At 47.1% G+C, this 24,727-nt stretch carries 21 protein-coding genes, 1 pseudogene, 1 riboswitch and 1 other annotated feature; of the genes and pseudogenes, 14 read left to right on the plus strand and 8 right to left on the minus strand.

Annotation, left to right across the window (positions count from 1 at the left end):
• Positions 1 to 203: 203 nt before the first annotated feature.
• Complete coding sequence (locus SK066_RS09140; protein WP_320544427.1) at positions 204 to 1,202, minus strand: zinc-binding dehydrogenase; 999 nt, start codon at positions 1,200 to 1,202, stop codon at positions 204 to 206.
• Between the two features lie 125 nt (positions 1,203 to 1,327).
• Here SK066_RS09140 and SK066_RS09145 point away from each other — a divergent pair, with 125 nt between their 5' ends.
• From SK066_RS09145 to scpB, 7 genes and pseudogenes are all read left to right on the plus strand, one after another.
• Positions 1,328 to 1,681, plus strand: coding sequence for a winged helix-turn-helix transcriptional regulator (locus SK066_RS09145; RefSeq protein WP_320544428.1), 354 nt, complete (start codon positions 1,328 to 1,330; stop codon positions 1,679 to 1,681).
• Positions 1,682 to 1,771: 90 nt separating this feature from the next.
• A riboswitch (FMN riboswitch) is annotated at positions 1,772 to 1,943 on the plus strand.
• 510 nt (positions 1,944 to 2,453) lie between these two features.
• A complete protein-coding gene (gene ribD, locus SK066_RS09150; RefSeq protein ID WP_320544429.1) occupies positions 2,454 to 3,554 on the plus strand; it encodes a bifunctional diaminohydroxyphosphoribosylaminopyrimidine deaminase/5-amino-6-(5-phosphoribosylamino)uracil reductase RibD in 1,101 nt (366 codons plus the stop codon).
• A gap of 25 nt (positions 3,555 to 3,579) precedes the next feature.
• On the plus strand, positions 3,580 to 4,251 hold the full coding sequence (gene ribE, locus SK066_RS09155) for a riboflavin synthase (protein ID WP_320544430.1): 672 nt from the start codon (positions 3,580 to 3,582) through the stop codon (positions 4,249 to 4,251).
• 49 nt (positions 4,252 to 4,300) lie between these two features.
• Positions 4,301 to 4,933, plus strand: a pseudogene (ribB, locus tag SK066_RS09160) (3,4-dihydroxy-2-butanone-4-phosphate synthase); the annotation flags it as partial.
• 64 nt (positions 4,934 to 4,997) lie between these two features.
• Positions 4,998 to 5,468: a 6,7-dimethyl-8-ribityllumazine synthase gene (gene ribH / locus SK066_RS09165; protein WP_320544431.1), complete on the plus strand. Its 471-nt coding sequence runs from the start codon at positions 4,998 to 5,000 to the stop codon at positions 5,466 to 5,468.
• A gap of 193 nt (positions 5,469 to 5,661) precedes the next feature.
• Positions 5,662 to 6,453 (plus strand): segregation and condensation protein A, encoded by a 792-nt coding sequence (locus tag SK066_RS09170; RefSeq protein ID WP_188775265.1) that lies wholly within the window; start codon positions 5,662 to 5,664, stop codon positions 6,451 to 6,453.
• Complete coding sequence (gene scpB / locus SK066_RS09175) at positions 6,422 to 7,204, plus strand: SMC-Scp complex subunit ScpB (RefSeq protein WP_407673769.1); 783 nt, start codon at positions 6,422 to 6,424, stop codon at positions 7,202 to 7,204. Before SK066_RS09170 ends, scpB begins: the two co-directional genes overlap by 32 nt.
• A gap of 521 nt (positions 7,205 to 7,725) precedes the next feature.
• Here scpB and SK066_RS09180 read toward each other — a convergent pair.
• From SK066_RS09180 to SK066_RS09195, 4 genes are all read right to left on the minus strand, one after another.
• Positions 7,726 to 8,622, minus strand: a complete 897-nt coding sequence (locus SK066_RS09180; protein ID WP_320544432.1) for an AraC family transcriptional regulator — start codon at positions 8,620 to 8,622, stop codon at positions 7,726 to 7,728.
• A gap of 281 nt (positions 8,623 to 8,903) precedes the next feature.
• The gene (locus SK066_RS09185) at positions 8,904 to 9,914 is read right to left on the minus strand and encodes a FecCD family ABC transporter permease (RefSeq protein ID WP_320544433.1); all 1,011 of its coding nucleotides are present in this window, start codon (positions 9,912 to 9,914) and stop codon (positions 8,904 to 8,906) included.
• The gene (locus SK066_RS09190) at positions 9,911 to 10,927 is read right to left on the minus strand and encodes a FecCD family ABC transporter permease (RefSeq protein ID WP_320544434.1); all 1,017 of its coding nucleotides are present in this window, start codon (positions 10,925 to 10,927) and stop codon (positions 9,911 to 9,913) included. Before SK066_RS09190 ends, SK066_RS09185 begins: the two co-directional genes overlap by 4 nt.
• A gap of 94 nt (positions 10,928 to 11,021) precedes the next feature.
• Positions 11,022 to 11,978, minus strand: a complete 957-nt coding sequence (locus SK066_RS09195) for an iron-hydroxamate ABC transporter substrate-binding protein (RefSeq protein WP_320544435.1) — start codon at positions 11,976 to 11,978, stop codon at positions 11,022 to 11,024.
• 165 nt (positions 11,979 to 12,143) lie between these two features.
• Here SK066_RS09195 and SK066_RS09200 point away from each other — a divergent pair, with 165 nt between their 5' ends.
• The 5 genes from SK066_RS09200 to SK066_RS09220 all read left to right on the plus strand — a co-directional run bounded on the left by SK066_RS09200 (position 12,144) and on the right by SK066_RS09220 (position 19,077).
• Positions 12,144 to 14,759, plus strand: a complete 2,616-nt coding sequence (locus SK066_RS09200; RefSeq protein WP_320544436.1) for a beta-mannosidase — start codon at positions 12,144 to 12,146, stop codon at positions 14,757 to 14,759.
• 359 nt (positions 14,760 to 15,118) lie between these two features.
• Positions 15,119 to 15,724 (plus strand): hypothetical protein, encoded by a 606-nt coding sequence (locus tag SK066_RS09205; RefSeq protein ID WP_320544437.1) that lies wholly within the window; start codon positions 15,119 to 15,121, stop codon positions 15,722 to 15,724.
• Positions 15,725 to 15,973: 249 nt separating this feature from the next.
• Positions 15,974 to 16,696, plus strand: coding sequence for a pseudouridine synthase (locus SK066_RS09210; protein ID WP_188775272.1), 723 nt, complete (start codon positions 15,974 to 15,976; stop codon positions 16,694 to 16,696).
• 226 nt (positions 16,697 to 16,922) lie between these two features.
• A complete protein-coding gene (locus SK066_RS09215) occupies positions 16,923 to 17,639 on the plus strand; it encodes a response regulator transcription factor (protein WP_188775273.1) in 717 nt (238 codons plus the stop codon).
• A gap of 1 nt (position 17,640) precedes the next feature.
• Entirely contained in the window at positions 17,641 to 19,077 is a 1,437-nt protein-coding gene (locus SK066_RS09220) for a HAMP domain-containing sensor histidine kinase (protein WP_320544438.1), read from the plus strand.
• A gap of 251 nt (positions 19,078 to 19,328) precedes the next feature.
• Here the strand turns inward: SK066_RS09220 and SK066_RS09225 are convergent, their stop codons facing one another.
• Both SK066_RS09225 and serA read right to left on the minus strand, forming a co-directional pair.
• Positions 19,329 to 19,700, minus strand: coding sequence for a DUF3592 domain-containing protein (locus SK066_RS09225; protein ID WP_320544439.1), 372 nt, complete (start codon positions 19,698 to 19,700; stop codon positions 19,329 to 19,331).
• A gap of 369 nt (positions 19,701 to 20,069) precedes the next feature.
• Positions 20,070 to 21,662, minus strand: coding sequence for a phosphoglycerate dehydrogenase (gene serA, locus SK066_RS09230; RefSeq protein WP_320544440.1), 1,593 nt, complete (start codon positions 21,660 to 21,662; stop codon positions 20,070 to 20,072).
• Between the two features lie 298 nt (positions 21,663 to 21,960).
• Positions 21,961 to 22,196 (minus strand) — a binding site (T-box leader).
• 442 nt (positions 22,197 to 22,638) lie between these two features.
• On the opposite strand from serA, the gene SK066_RS09235 reads away from it, so the two are divergent.
• Together SK066_RS09235 and SK066_RS09240 are read left to right on the plus strand one after the other, a co-directional pair.
• Positions 22,639 to 23,232, plus strand: coding sequence for a CPBP family intramembrane glutamic endopeptidase (locus SK066_RS09235; protein ID WP_250343447.1), 594 nt, complete (start codon positions 22,639 to 22,641; stop codon positions 23,230 to 23,232).
• Complete coding sequence (locus SK066_RS09240) at positions 23,229 to 23,603, plus strand: hypothetical protein (RefSeq protein WP_320544441.1); 375 nt, start codon at positions 23,229 to 23,231, stop codon at positions 23,601 to 23,603. The genes SK066_RS09235 and SK066_RS09240 overlap by 4 nt, the downstream gene beginning before the upstream one ends.
• 138 nt (positions 23,604 to 23,741) lie before the next feature.
• Here SK066_RS09240 and SK066_RS09245 read toward each other — a convergent pair whose 3' ends face one another.
• Positions 23,742 to 24,674, minus strand: a complete 933-nt coding sequence (locus SK066_RS09245) for a polysaccharide deacetylase family protein (protein ID WP_320544442.1) — start codon at positions 24,672 to 24,674, stop codon at positions 23,742 to 23,744.
• Positions 24,675 to 24,727: the final 53 nt, after the last annotated feature.

Genomic DNA, 24,727 nt, shown 5'->3' on the forward strand with positions numbered 1-24,727 from the left:
GTCCATAGTACAATCGAGACTTGACCACCCACTTTGCAAACCAGATGATACATATTAAATGGTTCGTATCAAATGCTACAAACCGGACAAGTCTTATGCCAGAAAAGTCTTATGCAATGAAGAAGGACAGCTCCGATAGCGCTCAGCTATATTCGTGGCTGCCCTTCATACCTCTAATTTGATACTAGTCCTTCAATCGCCGCTTAGTCGCGCTCATCAATACGTATCACAATATTCCCGAACTGCTGACTCTGCTCCATACGTTCAAAGGCCAGGCCGATCTCAGACAATGGATAGACGCTATCTATAACTGGGCGAATGCTGTGCTGCTCCAGTAATGCCATCATTGCGGCGAATTCTTCATGACTTCCCATCGACGTACCTTTAATATTCACCTGTGGGAAAAATAACGATCGCATCGGAATAGTAATATCATCCCCAGAGCTAGCTCCGAATACGACAATCGTTCCATTAGGCTTAATGACTTCAAAATATTGTGAAAAGGTTGCCGGGCCGATGCTATCTAGAATGAGATCGACCGCATTCACCCCAATAGCCTGTACCCAGTCGGCATGACTATCAAGCGCAGATGTAATCGGCAAGTCCAAAGCTTTTTGTCGCTTAATTTCACTTCTGGACGTGACGGTGACATGCGCGCCAATTGCAGCTGCCATCAATGCGGCAAATGTCGCAACACCGCCGCTAATTCCAGGAATCAGTACATGCTGTCTCGGCTGCAATTGCCCCTTTGTAAATAGAGCACGATAAGCGGTAAGAGCAGCAAGCGATAATCCACCCGCTTCTTCCCAGGATAGATACAGGGGCTTGCGAATAATATTTTCTTCTGGCACAATGACATATTCAGCTAATGTTCCCGCAGTCGGGCCACCAAGTATATTAGGAACGGTGGGCACCTGTTCGGTTTTAGCCCAATCCAGACAGGGATTAATAATTACTTCGGAGCCAATAAGCAGCTCGTCTACGCCTTCACCGACTGCTTCGATAATGCCTGCACCATCTGAGCCAAGGATCAATGGAGAGTCCGCGTCTGTTCGCTCTGCCATTAAAAATAAATCTCGATGATTTAATCCGGCAGCCTTCAGTCGTATTTTGACTTCGCCTGCGCCGGGCAGCCCTTCGGGTAGCTCTGTCTGCTGTAGGGAATGTATACCTGAACCGCCTGCATGTATGATTGCTCTCATCTCAAGCCTCCTGTTAGCATAATGTTAGATTGTTAGATTTCAAGTATATAGGCTACGCCTACATAGCATAAGTATGCACATTGAGGTTATAGACTAACCTTTATGTTAGTAATAGGAGGATCGATATGGACTTTGACGTGAAGTTTGGAAGCTGTCCCATCTACTACACCATTTCGAAAATTGAAGGCAAGTGGAAGTGGGTAATTTTGTATAAGCTGCATAAATCGAAGGTGATTCGGTATAATCGACTATGGGATGAACTCAAGCCAATCGCCCATCGTACACTCAGCCGACAGCTTAAAGAACTGGAAGCAGATGGACTTGTTCACCGGGAGCAATATAATGAAATTCCGCCAAAAGTGGAATATTCATTAACTCCAGTTGGAGAGACGCTGGCACCGATTCTGGAGCTGATGTCCGAATGGGGAGCAGAGCAGCTGAATCATTGTAATTCCAACAGTGTGGATAAGCTTTCTTGATTTTCGATCATCAAGGTGATATGATTTCACCATTACGCTGCATGTATATCAGCAGCAGGTAATGTGTAAGTGACACCACAACTTCATAAGTTTTGTCCTCGGGGCGGGGTGTAATTCCCCACCGGCGGTGTTGAGATGATAGATGGTGGATTGCCGTCTGCAAGCTCTAAGTCCGTGACCCGGTGAGCATGATGTCATGCTTGGCGGTGGATCTGGTGAGAATCCGGAGCCGACAGTATAGTCTGGATGGGAGAGGAAAAGGACAGGTCTGACGTATGTGCAGGCGCTGTTCGTATGGAGATTCATGCACGCTTGTTCAGGCATGGATACAGGATTGCCGACTGGAAATGGCTTGTTTGCTATATTCCTTTATTCGGGCACATCCGTATATCATTGTCATTGGTCTGAATAGCGAAATGGGCTGTCGTATGCCTATTTGCATGATCATGTCTGCCGAATCAAAGGTATTACTTGTGAATACCGTTGTTTGCGTATGAACTGAATCCATATTTCTGTCTATTTATGATGCCCCGTAGTACCGGTATGTTGCCGGTCTGCGGGGCTTTTCGCGTTTTCGGATTGTTCATGAAGTATAATTTTGTTACTATGTTATAAATGGTAACTTAATAAACTGTAGGATCTGATCTTTCACCTCCCGCTTGCATCATTTCACAGAGATCCTTTTCACAAAGGGCGAATGAAGCGTGAACGATGCGGTATGGATGAGACAATAGATCAGATCACATTTGTACAATACGAAGGAGCCCTGAAGATGAACTTATTAAACGATGAATTTTATATGTCACTTGCACTAGATATGGCGGAGCGCGCCCAGGGACAGACGGAGATTAACCCGGTCGTCGGCTGTGTAGTTGTGAAGGATGGGCGAGTCGTTGGTATGGGTGCTCATTTGAAGCGTGGCACTGGACATGCGGAGGTGCATGCTCTCAATATGGCGGGCGCTGAAGCGAAGGGAGCTACAGCTTATGTCACGCTGGAGCCTTGCAGTCATTATGGCAAGACACCACCATGCAGTGATCGACTGATTGCCGAAGGGGTTAAGCGTGTCGTGGTCGCCGCGGTCGATCCGAATCCGCAGGTAGCCGGTTCAGGCATTGAACGTCTGCGTAGTCATGGTATTGAAGTCGTAACAGGCGTGCTGGCGAAGCGTTCGGAGCGTCTAAACGAGACGTTTAACAAGTATATTACGACCAAGCTGCCATTCGTTACACTCAAGACAGCAAGTACGCTCGACGGACGTCTTGCTTCCCGTACAGGTGACAGCAAATGGATCTCCAATGCAGCCGCTCGTGAACGTGTACACGCGATGCGTCATCGTCATCAGGCGATCATGGTTGGCATCGGCACAGCGCTCGCAGACGATCCAGAACTGATCACTCGTACCGAGGTGCCGGGCTTGAATCCAATTCGTATCGTGATCGACTCGAAGCTGCGCATCGATAATGAAGCACGGCTACTTGATACGACACTGGCACCGACCATTGTTGTGACGACTGCACAGGCAGATCGCGCACGTATAGCAGAGCTGGAAAGTCGTCATGTACAGGTGCTCATCTGCGGTGAAGGCGAGCATGTCGATCTGCATCTAGCGATGCGTCGTCTTGGTGAGCTTGAGATTTCTTCCATTTTGCTGGAGGGTGGCGGCAAGCTGAATGGAGCAATGCTTGAAGCCGGCTTGGTGGATCGAATTACGCTCTTCTTGGCACCAAAGCTGATCGGCGGCAACCTGTCTACATTCGTATTTGATGGCTTTGAGAAGATGAATCAAGCCGTGACACTCGATGAGGTTGAGGTCGAAACGCTGGATGACAATGTCTGCATCAGCGGACGTGCATTATATCATCATTTGTAAAATTGGCAAAGGCAGGTGATCCTCCATGTTCACCGGATTAATTGAGGAAATCGGTACATTGAAAAAAATAGATCGTCGCGGCGAAGCGATGGTGCTTGGTATTCAGGCATCCCATATTATGCATGGGCTAGCATTGGGCGATAGCGTTGCCTGCAATGGCGTCTGCCTGACTGTAACGACGATTGCAGGCTCGATCTTTACGGTAGATGTGATGCCAGAAACGTATCGTCTGTCCAGTCTCAAGGAGCTGCGTTCAGGAAGTCCGATCAATCTGGAGCGTGCGATGGCAGCGAATGGACGCTTTGGCGGTCATATCGTGCAGGGTCATGTGGATGGCGTGGCGACGATTGAAGGGATTGAGAGCAACCAGAATGCGGTAATTTTCCATATCAAGCCTCAGCATAGCGAGCTATTTCGCTATATTATTCCCAAAGGCTCAATTGCCGTCGATGGCATCAGTCTTACCGTTGTATCCGTTGATAACGGGAGCTTTACCATCTCGATCATTCCACATACGCTCAAGGAAACGGTGCTCGCGCATCGTAAGCCGGGCGATACAGTCAATATTGAATGCGATGTGCTGGGTAAATATATCGAGCATATGATGAATTATCGTCAGTCGACACCGAATGATGCACAGTCTTCACGTGGTGGCGGCTTGACGGCGGATTTTTTACAGCAAAACGGGTATATGTAAACACGTACAAATAGTAGTGCATCCTGATAGACAGAAGGAGGCGGAGCACATGAGTGACGAACTTACCGGTTTAAGCCGGATTGAGGATGCCGTGCATGATTTGCAGCAGGGAAAGGTCGTTATTGTAGTAGATGATGAGGATCGGGAAAACGAAGGCGATTTTATCGCGCTGGCCGATCATGCAACACCAGCGATCATTAATTTTATGGTGACCGAAGGACGTGGCTTGGTTTGCTTACCGATCACAGCCGAGCGCGCACAGGAACTGAAGCTGGAGCCGATGGTGCAGCAAAATACGGACTATCACGGTACAGCCTTTACCGTTTCGATTGATCATGTGGATACGACAACTGGCATTTCCGCTTATGAGCGCTCGCTCACAGCGATGGCGATTACGAATCCAGAAGCAGGCTCAGAGCATTTTCGCCGTCCAGGGCATATGTTTCCACTCATTGCGAATCCGGGCGGTGTGCTGGCACGACCAGGACATACTGAAGCGGCTGTCGATCTGGCACGTCTAAGTGGTGCGTATCCAGCAGGAGTCATCTGCGAAATTATGAATGAGGACGGCACGATGGCACGTCTGGATCAATTACGTATGCTGGCACGCAAGCATGATCTCAAGCTGATTAGCATTCAAGAACTGATCCATTATTTGCAAAAGCTTGAGAGCGAGCTACAAAGCAATTAATTTTAGGTGAATTAGTATTTTATCCCATACACTAACCAAAGCGAGGAATCCAACCATGGCGAATATTTTTGAAGGACATTTAGTTTCTCAGGGGTTAAAATTTGGTATTGTTGTCGGTCGTTTTAATGAGTTTATTACCAACAAGCTGCTCAGCGGCGCATTGGACGCACTGCACCGTCATGGTACAGCACAGGAGGATATCGATATTGCCTGGGTACCCGGTGCATTCGAAATTCCATTGATCGCCCAAAAGATGGCGGAATCAGGCAAATACGATGCAGTCATCACACTGGGCACAGTGATTCGCGGTTCAACAACGCACTATGATTATGTGTGCAATGAAGTAGCCAAAGGCGTTGCAGCGATCAATCTGAAAACAGGCGTACCGGTCATTTTCGGCATTGTAACGACAGAGAGCATTGAGCAAGCGATCGAGCGCGCAGGTACCAAAGCCGGCAACAAAGGCTGGGATTCGGCGAATGCGGCGATCGAAATGGCAAATCTGTCCAGCCAATTCAAGAACTAATCCGCATAAACGCATATCAAAGTTCACAAAAAGAGGCCATCCAAAGAGGATTAGGCCTCTTTTTGCTGAATATGTATAGTCATGCCTTCACATTAAGGATAAAATAAGGTTGGTGTGATATGTTAGTTATGCGTATGCTTTATACGATAACCAAGCATGATACCGACCGATATTGAATCAAGGGAGTGTGCCTGTGACTGTACTATACAAACTCGCTACGTTCGAAGGGCCGCTCGATCTGCTGCTTCACTTAATTGACGAATCGGAAATTGACATCCAGAACATCCCGATTAGTGAAATCACGGAACAGTATCTGGATTATCTTCATAGTATGAAGGAGCTTGAGCTTGAAGTTACCAGTGAGTTTCTGGTGATGGCGGCGACTCTGCTCTCCATCAAGAGCAAAATGCTGCTTCCTAAGCCACCGGTAATGGAGATCGACGATTTTGATTATATTGAAGATGACGATATGGACCCTCGTGCGGAGCTTGTGCGCAAGCTGGAGGAATACCGGAAGTATAAAGGCATCGCGGGTCATTTGCGTGAGCGCGAAGAGGAGCGTAGCCTGATCTTTACAAAGGAACCGGAGGATATGACGCCCTTTGTCGCTCGAGTGAATTACAATCCGGTCGAAGGCTTACATACGATGGATCTGGTGGAAGCCTTTCAGAAGGCGCTTCGCCGGGCGACAAGACGTGTGCGCGTGACCCGGATACAGCGTGATGAGATTTCCGTAAAGGATCGCATTCGGCAGGTCGTGGATCGTTTCCAACGGCTAGAGCGAGGGGAGCAATTGCTCTTTTCCAAACTGCTTGAAAGTGAGACCGTGCGCCAAGAGATCGTAGTGACCTTTCTTGCAGTGCTTGAAATGATGAAAATGCGGCAGATTTGCTGTTACCAGAGTCGTCTGTTTGACGACATTGTGATGGAGTGGAGAGGAGAAGTAAGCCTTAATGAAGTCCCAGAAGTTGAAAGCAGTTATTGAAGGCATGTTATTTCTCGCAGGAGAGGAAGGGCTGAATGTACGACAGATCGCCGAAGTGACCGAGCAGCCTGTCGATGTGGTGCAGATTGCTATCGACGAGCTACAGGCAGATTTGAAAAAGGCACGTCGCGGCATTCAGATCATTCATATCGCTGGCTGCTATCAGCTATCGACCTTACCTGCGCATGCAGTATATTATAAGCGGCTGGCAGACTCGCCAAGCCGCTCCTCCTTGTCTCAGGCAGCATTGGAGACCTTGTCGATCATCGCCTATCGCCAGCCGATTACACGCGTGGAGATTGAGGAGATTCGTGGTGTCAAAAGTGACCGTGCCCTTTACACACTCGTGAACAAGGATCTGATTCAGGAGGTTGGACGTGCGGAAGCGATTGGACGTCCGATTTTGTACGGTACGACCAAGTCATTCCTGAATTATTTCGGCTTGAGCGGTTTACGTGAGCTGCCCGATGCGTCCCAGTTCGAGACAGAGGGTGATCTGGAAGAAGAGACCCAGCTTCTGTTCAACCGTCTGGAGGAACAGACATATGGAGAGGATTTACCCGAGCTTGCCGAGCTGGGCGAGGAATTGCTCGAAGCGGTGGAGGAAGCGGGTGTGCAGGGTTTCGAGCTGCCGGAATCGCTTCGTGAGGTAGCAGAGCATGAGCATAGTGATGAAGGTGCAGCTCGTGAAGAGGATATCGCTGACCATGCCTCAAATGAGAATCGTAGAGATGATAAAGGATCGGAGTAAGATCGATTCGCTGCGAAATATGGGCCTGTGAAAGATAAATTGCATGAGTGGTGTTCATTTCGATGATTTTGCATAATCAACTTGTGACTGTGTGACTGTGTGACTGTGTGACTGTGTGACTGTGTGACTGTGTGACTGTGTAAAGCATCGACATCCAATGTAATGCTAAGGCAACAGGCTCGAACTGTATATACTAAGCTAAATTAAAAACAGGTCCATTCACGAGAAGGTGAGGGGCCTGTTTTTGTTATGTTCATTATGAATTGGAGTGAATGGAGCCATCCCAGATAATAGATAGAGCTAGACAATAGATATAGCTACTGGTAAACATACGTATCATCGCAGATTATATCGTAATCCGTATTGCTAATGAACATCCACGCTAGTTCATTGAGATCAAGCATGAATACGATCTGTGCATATTACATAGAGCCGTTTAAAATAACGATGCAGATCGTTGGTATACAGGCAAAGCATGCATCCGATACCCACGATTCGTTTATCGCCCGCTTAGTCCGTCACTACTCCTTTTTTTCCACCGGAATATAAATGTCCATCACCAGATTCTCGTTGCCGTAGCAGCGCTGATCGTATACCTCAAAGTCTACCCCACCCTGTGCATAGGCATAACCAGAGCTAGGGAACCATTCATTGAAAATATAACTCGTCGTACCCTGAATCGCACGTACAAAGCCGCCATCTGCACGATGAGCAGGTGGAGTAGTAAAAACAGCATAAGTAGAGGCAGGAACGGTCGTCGTAAACAAGCCATCTGGTACACGATCAAAATTCTCTACCTCCACCCCAATCACATAGCGAAAATGCTCTGAATGCTCTTCATTCATAATACATGCACCATATTCAGTATGACTGATAGGCTGAATCACCTCGTGCAGCGTGTGCTCCCAATTTTCAGCCATATAGCGTTGCCAGAAAGCGGGGATATCGGTCATATTTTCACCATTCACACGTGTTTCGAGAGCATAGCCTGCCAGCTTAAATTCTGGTTTGATTACAAAAGTAGGTCGCATCATCATTCCTCCGATTAGTTGATAGTTGGCGAGCTTCGCAAGGTCTACCTTTTCGGGAACATAGCCAGTAGCATGCATACGATATTGCTCCGGAGACAAGCCGTATGTCTTGCGAAATGCCTTGGTGAAGCCTGCATGCGTTTCAAAGCCATAATCGAGCGCGATATCCAGCAATGTACGTGTGCTTGCCATATCTGCTGCGGCATACGCTAGCCGTCTGCGCCGAATATACTCCATAACGGGTAAGCCCGTCTGTGACTGAAATACTTTGTAAAAATGATATAGCGAGAAGCCTGCCTGACCAGCAAGCTCTTCGGCTCGCATCGGTTCTTTAAGATGCTGCTCGATATAATCGATAGTCGATTGAATGCATTCCATATGATTCATAGATTCGTTCCCTCCCGATCGGTAAGGCTATTGTAGCAAAATGAATTCGGATGGGCTTGTCCATTTTTGCGAATGATTTTGATTATAGATGCGATCGAGATTGTATTCGTAGAGAACGGTGCGATGACAGCAAAAAGGCTCTGTCTATGAAGGTGCTATAGACAAAGCCTTTTAAGGATTTTATTCGATTTATTGACAGTTTAAAGAACCGGAGAATAGAGTACAGCCTGCGCGCCCATCTTTGTGGTTGAGTAACATTTATGCCTTACTTTCTCATCTGCCTATTTTTTCAATAGCAAATACAAAAAGTACGGCGCACCGATAAAAGCAACCACAACACCGGCAGGTAAGCCGTCCGGTTCCGTTAGATTACGACCGATCGTGTCAGCGAGTAAAAGAAGCCAACCACCGATCAGGATCGAAACGGGAACGAATAGCTGATGCTTCGGTCCAACCAGCGCGCGTGCGATATGCGGTGCCATCAGTCCGACAAAGGCGATGCCGCCTGTGACAGATACTGCGGATGCAGCGAGCGCTACAGCAGCTAACATGAGTAATAGACGATCCCGCTGAATCGGTACGCCTGCACCCACCGCAGTTTCCTCATTGAGTGCGAGCAGATTAAGTGAGCGGCATTTATAAAGGACAAACGGAATCAGGATGATGAGCCATGGTAATAATGCGATAATAAACGGCCAATCCGTACCCCATACATTACCAGCAAGCCAGCGAGCGATAAAGTCGACTTTGACCTGATCGACGGAGGCGATGAGTACAACCATCACACCGGATAGGGCGAGTGAGAAGCCTACACCAGTAATAATCAGCTTCATCGGCTGCAAGCCTTCGGCACGACTGTAAGAGAAGAAATAAATGATAATCGCAGTCACCAGCGCCGACAGGAACGCAACGATCGGAATCATATAAGCAAAGCTTCCAACCTCCAGTGGAGCGAACAGAAAGAAGATCGTAATCCCCACACCAGCGCCCGAGTTGATGCCCACAATACCGGGATCAGCGAGTTCATTACGTGTAATCCCTTGTAGCACGGCCCCAGATAGGGCAAGCGCCATCCCTGCCAGCAGTGTGATCAGCATACGAGGCAGACGGATAGAGAAAATAACGAATTGATCCATAAAGCTCCCCTGTCCAAGCAACGTTGGAATGATCCGATCAAAAGATACGGATGAAGAGCCCAGACCAAGTGATATGATGAGTGTTGCGATGGTGAGTAGAGTTAGAGCCAGCATAACTATTTGCTGACGGCGAAAGGTTTGTACAGCTTTGATCATAACGATTGCACTCCTTTGCGTACGATGAGCAGGAAGAACGGTAAGCCCATAATCGAAAGGATCGCCGCAACCGGTGTCTCAAAGGGAGCATGAATCGTCCGGGCAAGCATATCTGCGAATACCATAAAGGCAGCTCCAATAATAGCGGATAACGGTAAAATCGTACGGTAATCGGTTCCAGCGAACATCCGCACAATATGCGGCACCATCAGCCCGACAAATGCTAGATTGCCCACAAGCGCAACGCCTGAGCCTGCAAGCAGGGTAATTAGCACGAACAGTGCAATTTTGATCGGCATCGTTTTCAATCCAAGCCCCACAGCCGTACTTTCGCTCAGGCTCAAAATCGTAAGCTGTCTGGACAGCATAACTGCGATGATCAGACAAATGATGATGATCGGTGCCAGTGCTTGAACCTGTGTCCATGTTGTGCCAGCCAGACCCCCGGATGTCCACATTGATACACTTTTGGCAACCTTGAATTTCAGGCTGATGCCATCTGCAATTGCACTGAGTAGCGCGGACACCGCAGCACCTGCCAGCACCATCCGTAGTGGCGACATATTGCGTTTACGCAGTGCGGCAATGCCGAAGACTAGCAGAACACCAAGCGTTGCACCGATAAAGCAAGCAATCATCGTACCGATATAGCCTGCTGCCGGGAAGATCGCAAATACAAACGCAAGCGCTGCACTGGCACCAGCCGTTAATCCGAGTAACCCGGGATCAGCGAGTGGATTGCGAGTGAGTCCTTGCATAATCGCACCCGCTACGGCCAATGCAGAACCAACCAACACACCAGCTACTTCACGTGGTAAGCGAATTTCACGAATAATCGAAATGTCGCCACCGCTCAAATGAGGGCTAAAGATCGCATCCCGAATATCTGCAAGGGAGATGCTTTTCGCGCCTAGCAGGATCGCTACTACAAAAACAATCACAAACAGCACCAGACTGAGCAAGAGCTGCAATGGAAAATACCGCAAACGCTTATTTAACGCAGGAGTTTTCATCGATCCATCATTTCCTTCACTAAATTTGGAAAAAAGGAACGCATCGCCGCGTTCCTTTTTGTGTGTTGCAATGTGCAGTTTACTACTCGTACGATCAGGATTGACCGAGCAGGTCTTTTTTGATCAGCTCCAGCTGCAAGTCCAGCGTCGTTGCATCATTAAATGTAAACCCACGTCCATCCACTTCATACAGATGATTATTTTTCACAGCTGGAATATTTTTGAATGTATCGGTGCTTTCAAATGATGTATCTGAATCTGGATATTTACTGAAGAATACATAATCCCCCATATAATCCGGCAACACTTCAGCAGATAGGGTGTAGTACCCATCTTTCTTCGTCATTTCTTTTACTTTTTCCGGCATGTTCAGACCCATTGCCTGATAAAGGATCTCAGTACCGCGTCCCCATGCATCTCCGAAGGTGTACATTTCTTTACCATACACTTCAAATACGGATACAGTAGCATCAGCGCCGATTTTGGCTTTAATTTCTTCGCCAGCTTTAGTAGCACGTGCTTTGAAGTCCTTCACCCAGGCAGCGCCTTCTTCGGCTTTGTTTACCACTTTAGCCGTTTCCTCAATCTGAGTCAGATAGTCGACCTTGTTGTACGTAAACGAAACGAGTGGAGCCAGTTGTTTCAATTTGTCGATATTTTTAGTCGTGCTGCTGGTAATAATCAGATCCGGTTTTAGTTCAATAATTTGTTCCAGATTGTCAGCCGATACTTCTTTGGCATTGCCAAGATAAGGCTTCATATTCGGATTGGACATCGTCCATGTGTCTGCACCTACGATAGGTACGCCTAACTTAGCGAGCGTACCCGCGGAGCCGTCCAGCACCACTACACGTTGTGGATTGGCAGGCACTTCAACCGGACCATTTTCAGATTGATATGTAATCGTCGAGGCTTCAGTCGTTGTCGCTTCACCAGACTGGCTGCCTGAACCGTTCGTTTCCGTTCCTGTTGTTGCATTGCTCTGTGCATTACCACATGCTGCGAGCATCAATACGAGTACAACCATCAAAGGCAAAAACCATTTTCTCATTTCCTAATCCCCTTTTATTTGTTGAAATTGATAATCATTATCAAACACAATAATAAAACTTTACGTTCCGAGCTATAATTTGTCAACCCTTCATTTGCTTCTTGCGTGCAGTCGTAGTAAGGTGTATGCATAACATTTTAGCCAATTGGAAAGGATGATCTCACCATGACCGATTTGCAATTGACGCCCTACCGACAAGCCCTTACTGACTGGAGTTTTAAAGCAGCGAACGACAAAGAGTGGTTACCCGCAACCGTACCTGGAACAGTACATACGGATCTACTTGCGCACGGTAAAATTCCCGACCCATTTTATGGAACTAACGAGAAGGATGTGCAGTGGATCGATAAGCAGGATTGGGAATACATAACGACGGTAACGATTGAGCAAGCTGTGCTTCGTCATTCCCATGTGGAGCTGGTGTTTCACGGATTGGATACGTACGCAGATGTATACTTAAATGGTCAACTGGTGCTCTCCGCAGACAATATGTTTCGTACATGGCGCGCAGATGTGAAAGCGTATGCGAAGTCAGGTGAGAACACGCTTCGCATCGTATTCCGCTCACCGATTCAGGAGGATCTGCCGAAGCTGGAGGCGCTCGGTTATCCGTTGCCTGCCAGCAATGATCAGTCTGACGTTGGAGAGCTGGGCGATAAGCGCGTGAGCATCTTTGCCCGCAAAGCGCCATATCATTATGGCTGGGACTGGGGTCCGCGCTTTGTGACGAGTGGAATCTGGCGTGAGGCAGAGCTGGTGGCATGGTCAGATGTACGGATTGAAAGTGTATTTATCCGTCAGGATCAAATAACAGCCGAAACAGCAGAGCTAACTGCGGTCATCCAGGTATATTCGGAGCGTGAACGTGAGGCGAATATACATATTCAGACGGATGGAGACAATTGGGAGCGTAAGGTGACGCTACAGGAAGGCACAGATGTGATTGAGCTGCCGCTCACTGTGGATCAGCCGCGTCTGTGGTGGTCACGAGGTCTGGGTGAAGCGCATTTGTATACCTTCACAACCGAGGTATTAGATGAAGGAAGTCGTCAGCCGCTGGCTACACACGAGGTGCGTACCGGACTGCGCTCGGTTCGACTTGTACGTGAGCAGCATGAGGATATGCCAGGCACATCGTTTTATTTTGAGCTAAATGGTGTACCTGTATTTGCTAAAGGTGCCAATCATATTCCGAATGATAGCTTCTTGACGCGTGTAACACGTGAGCGTTATTTGCATGAGATTGTCTCGGCAGCTGATGCGAATATGAATATGCTACGCGTATGGGGCGGCGGCATTTATGAAAATGATGAGTTCTACGAGTTATGTGATGAGTACGGGATTCTCGTATGGCAGGACTTTATGTTTGCATGCAGTATGTATCCGGGGGATGAGGAGTTCCTCGATAGCGTACAGGCAGAAGCAGAGGATAATATTCGTCGTCTGCGCAATCACCCATCGATCGTGCTCTGGTGCGGAAACAATGAGATCGATTCCGCATGGGCGCATTATATTGAAAATGGCGGTTGGGGCTGGAAAAAGGATTACACCGAGGAGCAGCGCAACAAAATCTGGGCAGATTATGAAGCTATTTTCCATGAGCTATTGCCCGAGGTTGTCGAAGCAGAGGCCCCAGGCGCAGAATACTGGCCGTCCTCACCACTTGTTGATCTGACAGGTGATGCTGATCAGCATACACGCTCCTTAACCGATACCGGAGATATTCACTATTGGGGCGTATGGCATGGCAGTGAGCCATTTGAAAATTATAACTCGTATGTCGGTCGCTTTATGAGCGAATATGGCTTCCAGTCCTTCCCGGAATATCGCTCGGTACGTACGTATGCGGAGGAATCCGATCTGGAGCTAGAATCCGAAGTCATGCTGCGCCACCAGAAAAATGGGGCGGGTAACCGTCTGATCAAGGAATACATGGATAAATATCTGCCACAGCCAAAGGACTTTCCGTCCTTCCTGTATATGAGCCAGGTGCTGCAAGCCGAAGCGATGCAAATGGCAATCGAAGCTCATCGTCGCAACAAGCCATATTGCATGGGAACACTATACTGGCAAATGAACGATTGCTGGCCGGTCGCTTCATGGGCAGGCATGGACTACTATGGTCGTTGGAAGGCCCTTCATTATTATGCGAAACGTAGCTTCCGTGATATCGCCGTTTCGGTCGATGGTACAGACGGCGAGAACTTCCATATTTATACGATCTCGGATGTGCTATCACCTGCTGCCTTGACCTTGCGTGTGAAGGTGCTTGGTCTGGACGGCGAATTGTACAAAGAAATCCCGCAATCATTCCATCTAGCAGGGAATGATTGTGTGAAGCAGATGTCCCTGTCCAAGCAGCATTTGCTGGATGGTGTTGATCCACATCAAGCAGTATTGCTGGTCGAGCTGGAGCATGAAGGCGAGGTCATCGATAGCAAGCTGAACTACTTCGTTCCTGCAAAAGAAGTTGCACTGAGCCAGCCTCAGCTTACCGTAACAGAAACGACGGAAAATGGAGTTAGCGTGATCAAGCTGACAACTGACAAGCTGGCACGTCAAGTATGGCTCTCCGCAGACAATACAGGCGAATTCAGCGATAACTATTTCGACCTGCTGCCAGGACAGACGCATACCGTTTATTTCAATCAGCTGGCTGCTGTACCACAGAAGGATGCTAATGCTACACAACTACAGCATGGCTTGAGCACTGCACGTTTCACGCCAGCTGTCGTCGAAGGCTTAAAGGTGACCTCGATGGCGGATTATATTGAGCTTTAATGGTATAGATAGTACCTGTGCTGTAAGATGCAATAGCTCTCTGTTCATACTGTTTTCTACTATATAGTAGGAAAATATGCGTTTGCAGTTATGTAGCAGACGTCGATAACAGCAAAATTCCGCTCTCTATATATAAAGGGAGCGGAATTTGCTAATTTTAAAAGATAGATTGAAACAATCTTCTGATCGAAATAACCTCAATACTCTCCATAACGATAAGCTACCGAATGACCGGTAAAATGATCCAAGCTACATATTGTATCGAATTCCTAGTGTTATATAATGACAGGAAGAAATGAAATACATACAGAACGCCCAAAGCATGATCCATCGCAACAAAACATGCTAGAAAGGAAGCTATGTATACTACAATAACTAAAATCATTCCTGCTATCCTTTTATTCATTACGTGGTCGCTATTATCTGGCTGCGTGCATTCACAGTCTACAGCAGTTTCAACAACGATTTCTGCTCAAGCAATGAACAATAACCATAAAGAAGATAGATCTGACAAGCAATTTCAAGCTTCTGAGCAAGCCAACTTTTTAACAGGCGACCAATTTAAGCAGAACTCCGACTTGATCATCAAAAATTTTGAGCTTGCATATGACAAACAAAAACAAGCCATGACGTATCATATAGAGTACAAGTTAGGGTTAGATGCAATAACATTTATCCAAAGCGGACAGCATCCTTATTATTTTCGTTTGGAAGCACCTGAAAAATGGCGTTCTTTGTTCACTTCAGCTCAATCTGTGGAGACACCTGGTGCTAAGCTAATTGGCGATTCTGAAAATATCTATACGGTAGATATGAGTATTCCATTACAGCACCAAGCGACGGATCAGACGATTCAAAAGATTGTAAACGATCCTTACGACTATGTATTGTATCTTTACGAGAATCCCGCGTTCCCTGCACGTATCGTAGGCAATGTATATGGCTCGATCAACAACCCTTCCTAATCGATAAACATTTGTACTAGCACGTAATAAAAATAGCCTGTAAGCTGTCTTTTCACCCTGTAGATTCTCTTTTAACTTGGAGAAAAATCTACAGGTTGTTTTTATAGCCATATCCTCATTCTCTCTACAAAAAACAATCGAAACGGTACTTTTATGTAAACGATTGGAAAGACATTGCAGCTAATTTACATCCTGTCTTGTGATTTTGTTCGCGTATGAGTATCATTAGTGTGAGGTGAATTAACTATTATGGAACGATTGCAAAAAATATTGGCTCAGGCTGGGATTGCTTCACGCCGTAAAAGTGAGGAGTTAATCCTTGCTGGTAAAGTAACCGTTAATGGTGAAGTGGTGACCGAGCTTGGAACAAAGGCTGATCCGACAGTGGATGAGATCACAGTGAACGGCAGATCCATCGCAGCTGAGAAAAAAGTATATTATATGCTAAATAAGCCAAAAGGTGTCATTACGAGTGCTTCCGATCCAGAAGGTCGTAAAATAGTACAGGATTACATGAAGGGCGTCAAAGAACGTGTATATCCAGTCGGACGTCTTGATTATGACTCTGAAGGATTACTCATTTTGACCAATGATGGTGAACTGGCGAATAAGCTGACGCACCCAAGGCACCACGTACCGAAGACGTATCTCGTTACAGTCGAAGGTGTACCACATGGTGAAGCGCTGGAGAAATTCCGCCGTGGGATTCAGCTTGAAGATGGTATGACCAAGCCAGCAGAAGCGGACTATTATGACGTGGATACCGATAAGAAGCAGGCGACCATTCGTGTAACGATCTACGAGGGTAAGAACCGTCAGATTCGCCGGATGTTTGACGCACTATCACATAAGGTTATTAGACTGAAACGTATTTCCTTTGGTGAGCTGCTTATTGGCAATTTGAAGCGTGGTATTTATCGCCCGCTAACAAAGGAAGAAATCGATCAGCTGCACAAAGGAATTAAGCAATAACCTGCAATAAGGCAGTAGAGTAAGCCAACTTGTATCATCATTCTGCTCCAAGTTGGCTTACTTCTTGTTTTACGTATAATAGAACGGCTACATAGCGATGTGGATCTATACTTTTGGAGTGAGGATCGCATAGCATTCTGCTTCTGTTATACGACTTACATTGACTAAAGACAATCCATCCGGTATCGACCGGATATTTCGTCGCACAGCTAGGAGGCCTCAGGTAATGAGTGAACCAATGAATCGTATTCTCGTAGTAGATGACGAAGAGCGTATTCGCCGTCTGCTGCGCATGTATCTTGAAAAAGAAGGCTATGAAATTGAAGAGGCTGAGGATGGCGAAACGGCGCTACGTAAAGCGCTTGCCGACGACTACGGTCTAATTATGCTGGATCTGATGCTACCAGGCATCGATGGCATTGAAGTATGTAATCGTCTGCGCCAGTCCAAATCGACACCTGTGCTGATGCTGACTGCGAAAGGCGAGGAGGTCAACCGCGTACAGGGCTTTGAAGTCGGTGCGGATGACTATGTAGTCAAACCATTCAGTCCGCGCGAAGTCATTTACCGGGTGAAGGCGATTATGCGCCGTTCATCAGCGACTGCGTATCTGTCTCAGGACAGCAATTCGAGCAATAACATCGTATTCCCGAATCTAATCATCGAGCATGATGCACACCGCGTTATGGCAAGTGGGCATGAGATTAGCTTAACGCCGAAGGAATATGAGCTGCTGCACTTCCTGGCAACCTCGCCGGATAAAGTATTTTCGCGTGAGGAATTGCTCAAGGATGTATGGAACTATGAGTTCTTTGGCGACCTGCGTACAGTCGATACGCACGTCAAGCGTTTGCGTGAAAAATTAAATAAAGTCTCTCCTGAGTCAGCCGCGATGATTACTACTGTCTGGGGTGTAGGCTACAAGCTAGAGGTACCGAAGTAACGTGGATTTCTGGAGAACACTTGTCGGTAAGCTATGGCTGACGATTAGCGGGCTCGTTGCCTGTGTGCTGCTGACACTGGGGCTATTTTTGCTGCCATATATCGATACGAATTTTACAAATTCGGATGCGATTAAGCGGTTGTTTACGTATGTGTCGATTATCGGCTTTACGATGACGACATTTTTTGCCCTATTTTTGCTGACTAAGATTACACAGCCGATGCAACAGCTTATTCAGGCAACCGATGCGATCCGTAAAGGAAAGTACAATACGCGCGTCGCCCTGCACACGAGTGATGAGATCGGTCAGCTGGCAAGTGCCTTTAATCATATGGCAGAGGAACTGGAGCGCAATATTCAGAGCCTACAGCTGGAAAAGGAGCAAATGGCGAGTGTACTGCGTAGTATGGGCGACGCTGTTATTACCTTTGACAAGCAGGGCAATATGATTTTGCATAATCCGCTGGGCGAGATGATTATGGATAGCTGGCATAAAACAGGCTGGGAACATGGTGGGCAGGAGGACGATGATACCCATACAGCCACAGCGGTATCACGTGTACCGGAGCCGCTCTATCCGCTGTTTGAGCGTGTCATTCGCGAACGTCAGGAGGAAAGCTCCAATATTCATGTGAAGCAGCAGGTTTGGGCAGTCAATATGACCCCGCTCTATTCAGCTAATGATGTGCACGGTACAGTATCTGTATTGCGTAACGTAACCGAAGAGGTGCGTACCGAGAAGATGCTGCGTGACTTTGTAGCGAATGCATCGCATGAGATTCGCACACCACTGCAAATGATTCAGGGCTACAGTGAGGCATTGCTCGATGGCATGGCTTCCTCGAAGGAAGAGAGCGATGAGCTGGTACAGGTGATCTACGAGGAATCGCTGCGAATGAGCCGTCTCGTACAGGATTTGCTCGATCTATCGCGTATGGAAGCCGGGCATATGGATATGAGCTTCGGCGAAATGAAGCTGAATGAGCTCATTGAACGTATGGATCGTAAATTTTCTGTGCGTGCGAAGGAACGCGATCTGAAGCTGGAGGCAGGCTGCCAGCCAACGCCCCTACTCATTGAAGCGGATACAGATCGCTTAGAGCAGGTATTTACGAATCTGCTCGACAATGCATTCCGTCATACACCAGCAGGTGGACAGGTAACCGTACAGGCAGTGCTCAAGGATGAGCAGGTGAAGGTAACGTTTACGGATACTGGAGCCGGTATTCCACAGGAGGATCTGCCGCATATATTTGAACGCTTTTATAAAGCGGATAAAGCACGTGTGCGCGGTGAATCTGGTGGTACAGGACTGGGGCTTGCCATTGTACGCAACATTGTCGAAGCACATCATGGGACAATTCATGCGGATAGCGAGGTAGGGAAGGGAACAACCTTTACGTTATTGCTACCGGTGCGTCATACGAATCGTGTATAGTAATATGATGCTCATCGAGTTTAACCGGATAGATAGTGCCCATATTAAGACCATTTAATCTATTTAAAAGTTGAAGTATAGGATGTAACGATAGTAACGATATTAAAAAGCCTCTGTCACGCGTTGATGTGCCTTTTTAAAATGGACATTAGAAACCCTTACGGGTTGGCAAATGAACATGTAGAGAGCCACATTAACGCTATGACAGAGGCTTTTTGTTATGGTATTCGGTTTCGTTCAGTTGGTTACTTCTATAACATTATGCCCAGAATACCACCTGCTATAAATGCCAGACCCATCAAAATAATCGCGGTAATCATACAGCCAGCACCATTCACGCCGCTTGCAATGATGGCTTGCTGTGGACGCTGTGGATTGTATATAATATTGATTCGCTTGCCAAGACGCTGGAAGGAAACGCTGGTGCTGTACGGATTCCAAAATTGAATGCGTTGACCGGAAGCGGTATAAAATTCGATCTTCAATTCGCGTGTATACCGAGTGTCCACAGGATCTTCACGATCAAACGGCGTAATATCCACATCGATATCCAGATTGGCATCGATGACTGTACCTGTCGTACGTATCCAATGTCTTTTGCGATATCGGTGCTTTTTCAGCATTAAAAGGCGAGATACAGCATCAGCAATCCGACCAGAGCAAATAGAGGTGCCAGTAAAGGCGAACTAAAATGAAACCAGTACACATTAAAATCAATCGACATCGTTTAAAAACTCCTAGTATGTAATATGGATGTGAAATAGTAGTAAGGAATTGCAATGACCTACTTCTTATATATATCGTTCACTGGCTCATAAAATAATAGCCTGCTATCGATACTAACCTGAAATGATCCTCGTCCCGTGCGATAGAGGACGATACAACCATGTTCCGATTTGCGCGATAGCAGGCTTTAATCTAGCTATAGTTGCAATCTCAATGATCTATTTAATACATACACTCACATAACGGTAAGAATACGAATCCTTCTATTATACGAGTACAACAACCTGTGCCGTATTCAGATTCGGCAGCTCAACCAATCCAACCAGCACATCTTTCGGTACATCCTTATCGACGGTCAGAATCATAATCGCTTCGCCGCCCTCGATTTTACGTCCCACTTGCATGGACGCGATGTTGACGTTCTTTTGACCGAGCAGGGAACCGACATTACCGATGATACCTGGTTTATCCGTGTGCGATACGAGAATCTGGTGACCGGCTGGCAATACGTCAACCGAGTAGTCGTTAATGCGTACGATACGCTCGCCATAGCCACTCAGCAGTGTACCGGCTACTTGCTGTGTGCTGCCATCCTGTGCAGTTAGTGTCACCGTGATCAGGTTCGTAAAGCCGCGAGTGGATGGAGCGCTCGTCACGATCACATTCAGATCGCGCACCTTTGCCAGATGAAGCGAGTTCACGATGTTCGCTTCCGAGCCCAGATGACGGGACAAAATGCCTTTCAAAATATAGCGTGTCAGCGGCTGTGTATCCACCTCGGACAGCTCACCTGCATAGTCGATACGGATTTCCTGAATCGCCTGTGCGGAGATTTGAGCAGCAAAGCTACCCAGCTTTTCACCCAGACCGAAGTATGGCTGTAGCTTGTTCATGACGCTAGCTGCCACGGGAGGCATGTTGACTGCATTTTTGAACGGCTCATCACGCAAAATATGCAGCACCTGCTCGGACACGTCGATCGCTACGTTTTCCTGTGCTTCTACAGTCGAAGCACCCAGGTGAGGCGTTACGATAATGTTCGGATTGTGCAGGAATGGGTGATCTGCCTGTGGTGGCTCACTTTCAAATACGTCGAACGCTGCGCCGGCTACAATGCCTGCATTGATCGCTTCAACAAGTGCCAGCTCATCCACAACACCGCCGCGTGCACAGTTCACGATGCGCATGCCTTTTTTCATGATGGCAAATTGTGGAGTGGAGATCATATGCTTCGTCTCCGGTGTTAGTGGTGTATGCACCGTCATAAAGTCTGCATGTTGCAAAATATCATCTACGCTCGCCAGCTTCACGCCCATTTTCTCCGCACGCTCCTGCGTAAGGAATGGATCATAACCGAGAATGTCCATACCGAATGCTTTTGCACGCTTGGCTACCTCGCTACCGATGCGTCCCATACCGAGTACGCCCAGTGTTTTGTTACGCAGCTCGACACCGAGGAATGATTTACGATCCCATGTACCACCGATGGTTTTGGCATACGCCTGTGGAATATGACGCGCTAGCGCCATCATCATAGCAAAGGTATGCTCACACGTTGTAATCGTATTACCATCTGGAGCGTTGATAACGATAATCCCACTCTGTGTAGCAGCTTCCAGATCGATATTGTCAACACCAACACCTGCGCGTCCAACAACCTTCAGCTTCGTTGCAGCTTGCATAATACGAGCGGTAACGGTTGTTTGACTGCGTACGAGCAGTGCATCATATTCACCAATAATCGCAACGAGCTCATCTTCACTGAGGCCTGTCTTTTTGTCTACCTCAATATCGTTTGCATCCACCAGCTGTTGAATTCCCAGATCGCTGATCGGATCGGATACCAGTACCTTAAACATGTTATTGTTCCTCCTCCAAAATGGTCATTCCTTCGTCATTGTACGTATGATGGGTCATTGTAACTTGTAAAGTACAGCAAAATTTATATGAACATCTGTTACTGTCGCCAGCGCTGACACGCAGTAGCAAATGTTAATATTAAATAGGGTCTGTCTGAAGCATGGAAGATCATTGTTTGGGGCGCATATGCCCTGTTCGAGGTTTTGATTAACTATGACTGATTAGTGGATGAACGCAGTAACGCATCGAAGCAAAATTCATACAAAAAAAGCACTCATCCGCATACTACGATCGTAGCAAAGGGACGAGAGCTATCGTGGTACCACCCTAATTCGCTGCTCTCTCACAAGAGCAAGCCTTATGGTCAAGCTGGAACTTGACCGGATCGTTAACGGGATCATCCGACTGTACCTACTAATATGTTCAATACAGTGACTCCGGAGCGCTCAAAGCGACGACAGGCTTACCGGTTTGCACCAACCACCGGCTCTCTGAAAACCTGAACTGAAGCTTTTCTCCTTCATTGGCGTTCGTGTTGATTTAATTGTTTCATAATGTATCATGGGTTACATAGCATGTCAATAACGATTTTAAATTAAAAACACGAATATTAAAGTGACTCACTCGTCATAACATACGTATTCGCTGTATCTGGCTTTTATTGTAACGCAGGAATGTGAGATAATACAATCATAACTGTGCTGGACGACAAAAATAGGCGTATTGGTACCTGTGATCGATCGCTTCTATGGGCACAGCGAACGATTTGTACAAAGGGGCTTCGACAGCTCTAATGAACATGCTATAATACATGCTCGGAATGCTGTATTGCTGACTGGCGAGGAATTGTTTTGCCATATATTCAGTATTACATAAGGGTGCGACTTCTTGCCATCCGGAGCGTATGTAGGAATAGTTATCTCCAGACTAAACGGTCACCTCACCGTGTGCTCCGTCATCCAAAGGATCGTGATTATGAAAAAGAAGAAGTTCCGTTCATTCAAATTACAACGGGTACAACCCGGACAACTTACAGATCGTCTGTTGCTTGCTAATTTGTATTTAACACAGGGCATCACGCTGATTGCTGGTCTGATCTGGATCTGGCTGCAAGGACGTAATCCGTTCTCGCTGCTCGTTTTACCGCCAGGCTTCGAGTTTATCTGGTGGGGGCTAGGGCTTGCAGCAGCCATGTTGCTGGTTGATCTATTTATCTCACGTATTGTGCCGGAGAGCAGTATGGACGATGGCGGCATCAACGAGATGATTTTTAAAAATCGTCCGTTATGGCATATTATCATCATTACCCTCATGGTCGGCATCTGTGAGGAATTGTTGTTCCGTGGTGCGATTCAATATGCGTTTGGACCGTACTGGACGAGCATTTTGTTTGCGGCGATTCACTTTCGCTATCTACGTCATTGGATTCCTACAGGCTGGGTGTTTGTCAGTAGCTATGCGCTTGGGTATATTTATATTGAATCCGGTACATTATGGGCACCTATCTTATGTCATTTTATGATTGACCTGATATCCGGTCTGATTATTTCGTTGCGGAGGGAAAAATGAGCGAACGTCTAAGCAGGTTGGAACGCTATGGAACTCATCGGGATGAAGGTTTACTTACGAGCGGGCGAATTAAGGTGCCTGGAGGTCGTAGTAATCGGTCATCACGAACGGTAAGGAAAGCGTCATATCAACCATTACAACCAAACGGAGAAGCCGCAGAGCATGAGCTTGGTGAAGAGGAAGAAGAAGAGGATAAGGAGTACGCGCCTCGCAGCACGATCTATCCATCTCGTAAAATCAAGCTAGCAAAATTTTTCTACGGTTACCTGATCTTTATGTTTGTTGTGCTTACAGGGATGCTGCTCTGGTGGGGCTTTAAGCTGTCAGGCTTCACGCTCACATGGAGCTGGTTCAAGCAGCTGATGATGTGAGTTAGCAGGAGAGTAAGTGCCGCTTCTATGGTAGCTCGCTTCAGCGAACGATAAACATAGCAAAAAACGCAGAGTGCGGATGATGATCCGGCTCTGCGTTTTTTGGCTTCTTTATCAGTTACTGGTTGGAAGCTGCCTTTATTGCACCTTATTATCAATCACATTCGGATCAACAAAGGTATAGCCTTTGGCTTCCAGCTTGGTCAGCAGGCGATCCAGAGCCTCAACCGTCCACGGCAGCTCATGCATCAAGATAATGCTGCCGGAATGAAGCTGATCCATAACGTTCGTAATTACCGCATCCGGGTCTTTCTGATTGACCCAGTCCAGTGAGCCGACCGACCAGTTCATGTAGAGCATGTCATGCTTTTTCGCAAGCTCATGCACCGTATCGTTGGTAGCGCCATTTGGTGCGCGCAGGAAGCGTGGAGAGACATTAATCGTTTTCTCAATCAATGTCTGGGTGTCCTCGATCTGCTGAGTCACCTTTGCTTTCGATTCCTTTTTCAGCACGATATGATCATATGTATGATTACCGATAACACCGCCGCGATCATGAATCAGCTTCAGCAGCTCTGGATGGCTTTTAATCCGATAGCCATTCACGAAGAAAATCGCCTTCGCATTGTGCTTATCCAGCGTGTCCATCATACTGTTAATCATTTTTTCGTCCTTGGGACCATCGTCAAATGTGAGCAAAACGACTTTTTTCGGAGTGGCTTCGGATTCTTCATTCGGTACGATGTTATAGCTTTTGTTCATATGGTACGTGTAGGCTACCTCTGCCTTGTCGCCAGTAGCAGCGGTACCCTCATTGTTGCCAGTCGCTGCTCCTCCAGTAGTGGATGAAGCTGTAGTATCGGTCGAGCCTGCTGCCGTCGTATCGCCGCTGCCATTGGAGCTCGCTTCATCGTTTGCCGCGCCTTCATTGCCAGTAGAAGCAGCTGGAGCGTTCTCACTTTGCTGACTGGTGTTCTCTGCTGGAGCACTCTGGTTGGTTGCGGGACTGCTGCACGCGGATAATATCAGAAGCGAGAGAAGCATGCAGGCTGCTGTTTTGCTTTTCATCATATTCAGCTCTTTTCCATTATGTATTGGGGTGCGTGTTGATCACATGTACGCAT

The sequence above is a fragment of the Paenibacillus hunanensis genome (assembly GCF_034055775.1).
GTDB classification, from domain to species: domain Bacteria; phylum Bacillota; class Bacilli; order Paenibacillales; family Paenibacillaceae; genus Saccharibacillus; species Saccharibacillus hunanensis.